Consider the following 6880-nt stretch of genomic DNA (forward strand, 5'->3'; position numbering starts at 1 on the left):
AACTCCGCGGCATGCGCAAAACGCGTTACGACCTGGTCATCGATCCCGATCCGCAATCGCAAACCGGCCGCCTGCTGCTGCTACGCGCCAACGCCACCTGGAAGCTTGGCTTCGACAGCCCCAAGAAAAGCGGCAACGTCACCCACGCCGTCGGCATGACCGACGCCCCGATAAGCAAGGGACAGCGCCCGGTATTCCTGCTGCGCAACGCCTTGGGCCAGGCCAACGCCAAGCCGTATCCGGTACCGGACATCCGGCTAAGCGTGGATGAGCGTGAACAGGGACGACAGGCATTGGCTCGCCTGCTCGGCGGCCAGGCGCGTAAGCGCCGGGTCATCGGCATCTTCGCCAATGCGACCGGCCCGAAATTGCTCGGCGCCGACTGGTGGACACCGTTCCTGCAATCACTCGAAGCCGCAGGCAGCGACCTCGATATCGTGGAAATCGTACCGGCCTTCGGTCGTTCGCTACTGGGCTCTCGCTACCCCGCCTATTACTCTGGCGATCTGCGCAAACTGGCCAGCGTGCTGGCCGCGCTCGATGGCTACACCAGCGCCGACTGCGGCATCATGCACCTGGCCTGTGCCGCAGGCGCGCCAACCTTGGGTATCTTCAACACCACCAGCGCGGATGAGTGGGGCCCTTATGGCCCGGGCAATCAAATCATTCACGCCTACGATCGCACCCCGGCCGATGTGGCACGAGAGATCGCCACCATCGTCAGCACCGCCGCAGGCCGCTAAACCCTTTATCAAGAGGCGACAAACGTGGGCTATACCGGATTTCTCGCTGTAGGCATCGGTGGCGCCCTGGGTTGCTGGCTACGCTGGCTGCTCGGCTTGATGCTCAACCCGCTGTTTCCCACCTTGCCGCTGGGTACGCTGGCCGCCAATTTAGTCGGTGGCCTGCTGATGGGCTGTGTGCTGGGTGTGTTTGACCACTATCAGACGTTGCCGCCGGAGCTGCGCCTGTTCGTCGCCACCGGCTTTCTTGGCGGCCTGACCACCTTCTCCACCTTCTCGGCCGAGTCGACCACCTTGTTACTGCGCCAGCAATACGGGTGGTTCGCCGCCCACGTCACGGTGCATTTGCTCGGCTCGATCGCCATGACGATTACCGGCATCGCACTGACCCGCAGCCTTCTGCGTGGCTGACCCATGCACGATTAAGCATTGGAGGTCTTATGAGCCAGAACATGGTTTCATCGTCAGACGTTCAACAAGGTCTGCAGCTCAGCTTCTATTGCCACCAACGCGCCCGTCATAACGGCTCGCTGGTCTTCGAATGGCTGCTGGAGTACGCCAGGCATCTGGGTATTGGCGGCGGCTCGGCCTTTCGCGCCACCGCAGGCTACGGCCGGCACGGGGTGCTACACCAAGAGCAGTTTTTCGATCTGGCTGACGATTTACCCGTCAAAATTGAGTTTCTTTTGCGTGAAGAACAAGCCCAGATCTTGCTCGATGCGGTAAAAGCCGCTGGCGTTGAGGTGCTTTATGTGCGCGCCCCGGTAAGCTTCGGTCTGCTCGGTAAACACTGATTCTCAACCTGCCATGGTATGAGGCACGCATGAGTTCTGACTCTTTGAAGCAGCGCGCTACCGCCCTACTCGAACTTGCCGGCATCGCTCTGGGTGGCCAGGGGCCCACCGATCTCAAAGTACACGACGATCGCCTTTATGCGCGGGTATTCGCTCATGGCTCACTCGGCCTGGGCGAGGCCTATATGGACGGCTGGTGGGATGCCGATGATCTGCCCGGCCTGTTCACCCGCCTGCTTGAGGCGCATCTCGATCGCGAGCTGAAAACGCTCGATACCCTGATCGCCCACCTCAAGGCGCGATTCATTAATCTACAGCGCGGCGAGCACGCGTTCGAGATCGGCCGCACCCATTACGACCTCGGCAACGATTTGTTCCAGGCCATGCTCGGCCGGCGCATGGTGTACTCCTGCGGCTACTGGGCGCAGGCCGACAATCTCGACGATGCGCAGCTTGCCAAACTGGACCTGATTTGCCGCAAGCTCAAGCTCAAACCGGGGCAACGCGTGCTGGACATCGGCTGCGGCTGGGGCGAGGCGCTCAAATACGCGGCCGAACGTTACGGCGTCATCGGCGTGGGCGTCACCGTGTCCGCCGAGCAAGCCGCCTATGCGCGAACGCTATGTGAAGGCCTGCCGATCGACATCCGCCTGCAGGACTACCACGAACTCGACGAACACTTCGACGCGATCTTCTCGATCGGCATGTTTGAGCATGTGGGCCCGCTGAACTACCGCAGCTATTTCGAGATGGCGCGCCGTTGCCTGCGCGACGATGGCTTGTTCCTGTTGCACAGCATCGGCAGCAATGGGCCGCCGTCACGGCCCGACCCATGGATCGAGAAGTACATTTTCCCCAACTCGGTGATTCCCGCCGCCAGCCAGGTCACCGAGGCCTTGCAAGGCCTGTTTGTAGTGGAGGACTGGCATAACTTCGGCGCCGACTACGATCGCACCCTGACCGCATGGCAGAGCAACTTCGACGCCGCCTGGCCGTCCTTATCGGCCAATTATGAGCCGCGCTTCCGGCGCATCTGGCATTTCTATCTGGCCGTCTCTGCCGCCGTGTTCCGCAGCCGCCGCGATCAGCTCTGGCAACTCACCTTGAGCCCGAACGGTGTGCCCGGCGGCTACCGGGTGCCGCGCTAATGCACAGAACAGGCGCCGAAGCGTGCGATTCATGTCACCATGCGGACCTTACGTAGTAGCGCTCTAGTTCCCCGGAAGCACCCCATGTTTCAGCGTCTCCCCCTGCGCCGATGGACCGCCATCGTGCTGTGCGCGCCACTGTTTGCGCTGGCCCTGGCAAGCTCGGCCATCGCCCATCCGGCCCTGTGGGTCGCCAAAAACGAGCACGCCACGGTGTATTTGTTCGGTACCGTGCATTTGCTGCCATCTGAAACAGACTGGTCGTCACCGCAGCTGGACAAGGCACTGGAACAAAGCCAGCGGCTGAGCATCGAATTGGTCGACGACGATGCCGCCACCATGCAGCCCTTGGTGCTCAAGCTCGGCCTGGATACGGCCCATCCGCTATCGAGCAAGCTCGACCCGGCCGATCAGGAAAAGCTCAAGCAAGCCGTGACCACGGCGCAATTGCCTGGCGGCGTTAACTCGCTACAGCCCATGCGCCCCTGGCTGGCCGCGCTGACCCTGGCCATCGCCCCGTTGGTACAAGCCGGCATGAGCCCCGACCTTGGCGTCGACAAACTGCTGAAACAGCGCATGCAAGAAGCCGGCAAACCGGTCGACGGCCTGGAAACCGCCGCACAGCAAATCCATATGCTCGCCAGCCTGTCCGAACCGATGCAACTGGATCTTCTGCGGCAGACCTTTACCGATGTCGCCGACGGCCCGGATAAGTTGCGTGAACTCATCGCTGCCTGGAAAAACGGCAACGTCGCGATGATAGCCCGCCTGGCCGACAATGACTTGCGACAAGAGAGCCCCGCGCTGTACCAGCGGCTGATCGTCGATCGCAACAAGGCCTGGGCCAAAACCATCGCGCAACGCATGCAGCAGCCAGGCATCAGTTTCATCGCCGTCGGCGCCGGACACCTAGCCGGACCGGACAGTGTGCAGGTTCAACTGCAAGCGCATGGCATCACCGTCGAGCCGGTGCGACACTGAGTTTTTTTGCGGGCAAGTAGCTTTTTACTGAAGCTCCCCACCCATCACCTATCGTGCATCGCGGCTTGTCCGGCTGGATGAACAATCTGCGCACCGCGGTGAGCTCACATGCAGCACGCCTTCTACATGATGGCGCCGGCCCAGGATCGAGGCAGGGCGCGACATACCTGTACCGGCCCGCTCGTCAAGCTGTCCCATCCCTCTGCGTTCTGGCACCATCGACCGGCTATCCGCGCAGCCTGCGCGCAACTTATCTGACGTAACCGCATGAATCTGCAAGCCAACTACGAACAGATCCCGCTAAAGGAATATGCCGAGCGGGCCTATCTCGATTACTCGATGTACGTGGTGCTGGATCGCGCCCTGCCGTTTGTCGGCGACGGCCTGAAACCCGTACAGCGGCGCATCATCTATGCGATGAGCGAGCTAAGCCTGGCCGCCAGCGCGAAGCCGAAGAAATCGGCACGCACCATCGGTGACGTGATCGGTAAGTTCCATCCGCATGGCGACAGCTCCTGCTACGAAGCCATGGTGCTGATGGCCCAGCCGTTCTCCTACCGCTATCCGCTGGTCGACGGCCAAGGCAACTTCGGCTCGCCGGACGACCCGAAAAGCTTCGCCGCGATGCGCTATACCGAATCCAAGCTCAGCCCGATCGCCGAGGCGCTGCTGGGCGAGCTGGGGCAAGGCACGGTCGACTGGGTGCCTAATTTCGATGGCACGCTGGAAGAACCCAGTTGGCTGCCGGCGCGCCTGCCGCATGTGCTATTGAACGGCTCGATGGGCATTGCCGTGGGCATGGCCACCGACATCCCGCCGCACAACCTGCGCGAACTGGCCAGCGCCTGCATCCGCTTGCTGGACGACCCCGACGCCACCATCGCCGACCTGTGCGAACACGTGCGCGGCCCGGATTATCCGACCCTGGCGGAAATCATCACCCCGCGCAACGAACTGCTGGCGATGTATCAGAACGGCGTCGGCTCGGTACGCGCACGCGCGGTCTATCAACACGACGAAGGCAATATCGTCATCACCGCGCTGCCGCATCAAGTCAGCCCGGCCAAAATCCTTGAGCAGATCGCCGCGCAGATGCGCGCGAAAAAGCTGCCGATGATCGAAGACCTGCGCGATGAGTCCGATCACGAGAATCCGACCCGCCTGGTCATCGTGCCGCGCTCCAATCGCGTCGATGCCGACGAGATGATGCAGCACCTGTTCGCCACCACCGACCTGGAAAAGAGCTTCCGCGTCAATCTGAACATGATCGGCCTGGATGGCCGGCCGCAGGTGAAAAACCTCAAGCGCATTCTCAGCGAGTGGCTGAGCTTCCGCACCGACACGGTCACTCGCCGCCTGAATCACCGCCTGGCCAAGGTCGAACGACGCCTGCACCTGTTGGAAGGCCTGCGTATTGCCTACCTCAACCTCGACGAAGTGATCCGCATCGTTCGCAGCGAAGAAGAGCCCAAGCCGGTGTTGATGGCCCGCTTCAAGCTCAGCGACGAACAAACCGACTACATCCTCGAAACCAAGCTGCGCCAACTGGCACGGCTGGAAGAGATGAAGATCAACGCCGAACGCGATCAGCTGGAAGAAGAGCGCGCCAAGATCAATGTGCTGCTGAAATCGCCGGCCAAGCTGAAAAGCCTGATCAAGGACGAGATTCGCGCCGACGCCGCCAAGTACGGCGACGACCGTCGCTCGCCGTTGATCGAGCGCGAAGTCGCGCAGGCGCTGGATGAAAGCTCACTGGTCGCCAGCGAACCGGTCACCGTGGTGCTCAGCCAAAAAGGCTGGATTCGCGCCGCCAAGGGTCACGACATCGATGCCGAAGGGCTGAACTACCGCGAAGGTGACAGCCTGCTTGCGGTGGTCAAGGCACGTACGACCCAGCAAGTGGCGGTGATCGACTCCACCGGCCGCAGCTACTCCACGCCCGCACACACCCTGCCCTCCGCGCGTGGTAACGGCGACCCGCTGACCGGTCGCTTCAGCCCGCCCGCAGGCGCCAGCTTCGATGCGCTTGCCGCAGGCGATAACGACACCCGACTGATTCTCGCCACCGATTTCGGTTATGGCTTTGTCACTCGCTTCGAGGCGCTTACCGGCCGCAACAAGGCCGGCAAGCAAATCATCACGCTAAGCGACGGCTCGCGCGTGCTGACCCCGCAGGTCAGCGCCGACCCGGCACGCGACCGCATCGTGGTGGTCACCACCGAAGGTCATTTGTTGATGTTCTCGGTCGCCGAGCTGCCTGAGCTGGACAAAGGCAAGGGCAACAAGCTGATCGATATTCCCAAGGCCAAACTCGCCAGCGGTGAGGAGCGTGTGGCCGGCGTGGCCGTGGTTACCGAAGCCAAGGGCGAAGTCACGCTGTATGCCGGTCAACGCAAGCTCACCCTGCGCTGGTCCGACCTGGTTGAATTCGGCGGCAACCGAGCCACCCGCGGCGGCGTGCTGCCGCGCGGCCTGCGCCGGGTGGAACGGATTGAAACGACGGCGTAAAGCCGACCCGGATAGCTCGCGCCGGCTCAGCGAACGTGGGTCGGGCAGCGACAGGAACTTACCGTCGCTGCCCGGCATCGAAGCCCTGATGTGCACGCCTGCGCATCTCGGCGCGTTGTAAGCGCTATATCCCGGAGCACGTAACACCATGAAACGAGCCATCATCGCGATCACGGCCAGCTTGCTGGCCGCATCGATCCAGGCACAGACGGCCAGCCAGCCGCTGAATCTCAAGCTACCGCCAGCCAGCCAGCTGCCACCCAGTGACCTGCCTGCCGCCAGCAGCACCAGCGCGAGCAAGCCATCCAGCGCCCCCGGTGTGTATTACGGCGATACCAGCGGACACGTGGAAACCGACGACGCCGTGGCCAAGCGGGCACCCGACTGCGATGACGCCACTTACAACAAGCCTCAGACCCACGGCAGCGTCGGCATGGGCGTGGTCAGCGGCAGCCATATGGGCACTGGCACCTACAACAGCGGCAACGTCAATATCACCCAGCGCATGGGCAGCTGCGACCACCCTACCGGCAGCATTGGCGTATCGATCGGGGTGAGCCGTTTCAACGGCCGCGGTTTCTAAGAGCCTGTTCAAAGTCTCCCGGTGCACATGTTGCCGGAGCGCCGCAGGCATCGGCGGCGCGCAGCCGAGCAACATCACCTGGCGGTAGGAACAACCATAGGCAACATCGCATGAAGCCGTGGT

7 protein-coding genes are annotated in these 6880 nt (G+C 62.4%); all 7 read left to right on the forward strand.

The window, feature by feature from the left end; genetic code table 11:
- Positions 1-743: glycosyltransferase family 9 protein (locus OUZ52_RS21575; RefSeq protein WP_323135387.1), on the forward strand; the 743-nt coding region annotated here is incomplete at its 5' end.
- Positions 744-767: 24 nt separating this feature from the next.
- Entirely contained in the window at positions 768-1154 is a 387-nt protein-coding gene (gene crcB, locus OUZ52_RS21580; RefSeq protein WP_266160655.1) for a fluoride efflux transporter CrcB, read from the forward strand.
- 29 nt (positions 1155-1183) lie between these two features.
- Positions 1184-1537: a DUF190 domain-containing protein gene (locus tag OUZ52_RS21585; RefSeq protein ID WP_266160656.1), complete on the forward strand. Its 354-nt coding sequence runs from the start codon at positions 1184-1186 to the stop codon at positions 1535-1537.
- Between the two features lie 29 nt (positions 1538-1566).
- Positions 1567-2685 (forward strand): cyclopropane fatty acyl phospholipid synthase, encoded by a 1119-nt coding sequence (gene cfa / locus OUZ52_RS21590; RefSeq protein WP_266160657.1) that lies wholly within the window; start codon positions 1567-1569, stop codon positions 2683-2685.
- 84 nt (positions 2686-2769) lie between these two features.
- Positions 2770-3666, forward strand: coding sequence for a TraB/GumN family protein (locus OUZ52_RS21595; RefSeq protein WP_266160658.1), 897 nt, complete (start codon positions 2770-2772; stop codon positions 3664-3666).
- A 267-nt stretch (positions 3667-3933) separates the two neighbouring features.
- Positions 3934-6174 (forward strand): DNA topoisomerase IV subunit A, encoded by a 2241-nt coding sequence (parC, locus tag OUZ52_RS21600; RefSeq protein WP_266160659.1) that lies wholly within the window; start codon positions 3934-3936, stop codon positions 6172-6174.
- A gap of 148 nt (positions 6175-6322) precedes the next feature.
- Positions 6323-6757 (forward strand): hypothetical protein, encoded by a 435-nt coding sequence (locus OUZ52_RS21605; protein WP_266160660.1) that lies wholly within the window; start codon positions 6323-6325, stop codon positions 6755-6757.
- Positions 6758-6880: the final 123 nt, after the last annotated feature.

Origin of the sequence: Dyella silvatica, from assembly GCF_026283955.1 — a bacterium.
Classification (GTDB): Bacteria; Pseudomonadota; Gammaproteobacteria; order Xanthomonadales; family Rhodanobacteraceae; genus Dyella_C; species Dyella_C silvatica.